Source organism: Streptomyces bicolor (assembly GCF_000719285.1).
Classification (GTDB): Bacteria; Actinomycetota; Actinomycetes; order Streptomycetales; family Streptomycetaceae; genus Streptomyces; species Streptomyces bicolor.
The window spans coordinates 1-1,739 of the sequence record NZ_JOFS01000091.1 but is presented as its reverse complement, the minus strand read 5'-3'; the positions used below and the strand labels follow the sequence as shown (position 1 = coordinate 1,739).

The window sequence follows — 1,739 nt, the reverse complement described above, 5'->3', positions numbered from 1 at the left end:
TACTGCCTTCAAGAGCACGAACTGTTCGACGAACAGACGGCCTTCCCCACCGGACTCGCCGCCGCAGCTTGACACGCTAGCGCCGTGAGGTGTCTACGTCGGGCCGACGGAGTTGAAGCAATCAGGGTGGTGTGCGAGCGCATCCTGCAGGAGCTCATCGAGGCCGAGGCCACCGACGTCATCGGTGCCGCCCCGCGTGAGCACTCCGAGACGCGCACGACCTGGCGCAACGGACACCGCGAACGCGTCCTGACCACCCAGGCCGGCGACCTGGATCTGAAGATCCCCAAGGTGCGGACCGGATCGTTCTTCCCCTCCCTACTGGAGCGGCGCCGACGGATCGACCGGGCGTTGTTCGCCGTGGTGATGGAGGCATACGTGCACGGGGTCTCGACCCGCTCGGTCGATGACCTGGTCAAAGCGCTCGGGGCGGACAGCGGGATCTCCAAGTCGGAGGTCTCCCGGATCTGCGGTGAGCTGGATGAGGAACTGACCGCGTTCAAGGAGCGGCCGCTGGATCACACTGTCTTTCCCTACGTCTTCCTGGACGCCACCTACTGCAAGGCGAGGGTGAATCACCGGATCGCCTCGCAGGCGGTGGTGATCGCGACCGGGATCTCCGCCACCGGGCACCGCGAGATCCTCGGGCTGATGGTGGGCGACAGCGAGTCGAAGCCGTTCTGGACGAAGTTCCTGCGGTCCTTACGAGCCCGTGGTCTGGAGCATGTCCAGTTGGTCATCTCCGACAGCCACAGCGGGCTGGTGGCCGCGATCCGCACGGTCTTCCTCGGTGCGGCCTGGCAAAGGTGTCGGGTCCACTTCGTGCGCGACGTCTTCAGCGTGATCGAGAAGGGCTCCGGGGAAATGGTCGCCGCGACCATCCGCACGATCTTCGCTCAGACCACTGCCGCGGCCGTCCGCACCCAGCTGGACGTGGTCGCCGACATGCTCGGACGACAGTTTCCGCAGGTCGAGAAGATGTTGCTGGACGCCGCAACAGACATCACCGCGTTCGCGGACTTCCCGTCGGCGCACTGGAAGAAGATCTGGTCAACCAACCCGCTGGAACGGCTGAACCGGGAGATCAAACGACGGGCCGACGTCGTCCAGGTCTTCCCCAACCCCGCAGCCCTCGACCGACTCGCCGCCGCGGTCCTGGCCGAACTCCACGACGAATGGCAGGTCTTCGACCGCCGCTACCTCTCCGAAGGCTCCATGGCCGAACTCTTCACCACCCAGCCAACCCCGCCCGAACCGCAGATCACCCCACAACCGGAATCGAAACAGCTGCCGTGACTACACCACTCAGCGGGACATGACCGTCCGGCGGTGTCCCAGCGCCCCTGATCGCGTGCGCTCCTTCTTCGACTACCTGCTCGACTTGCTCAGAGGCCGGCCGTTCGCCGGCCCGGCAGGCGAGGGGACGCCGATCCTGCTCGGCTGCTGAGCGCCGCGGTCGCCATCGGTATCGCCATCACTGGCTGGACGCCGGCTCGCCGCTGGCGCCGACTCGGCCGGTGTCGAAGCCGTCCAGGCGTCCAGCGGGTGGGCAGTTGCACGTTTGGGACCCGATGCCGCCCCGGACAGGACCATGGATGCCCCCGATGAGGGGAGTGGTGGCGGCTGCGCCGACTAGAGCATTAGAGGGCGTTTCGTTCCGTTGTTTAGTCCCTGGATGCCCTAATTCGTTGAGGTTCTAGGTGCCGCGCCAGCTCGGGGTGGATTCGGCTGTGAGGCGG

The 1,739-nt window shown here is 66.1% G+C and carries 1 protein-coding gene; it reads left to right on the top strand.

Annotation, left to right across the window (positions count from 1 at the left end; all coding sequences use genetic code 11):
- The first annotated feature begins 84 nt into the window (after positions 1-84).
- On the top strand, positions 85-1,296 hold the full coding sequence (locus IF78_RS0142735; RefSeq protein WP_031488154.1) for an IS256 family transposase: 1,212 nt from the start codon (positions 85-87) through the stop codon (positions 1,294-1,296).
- Positions 1,297-1,739 lie beyond the last annotated feature (443 nt).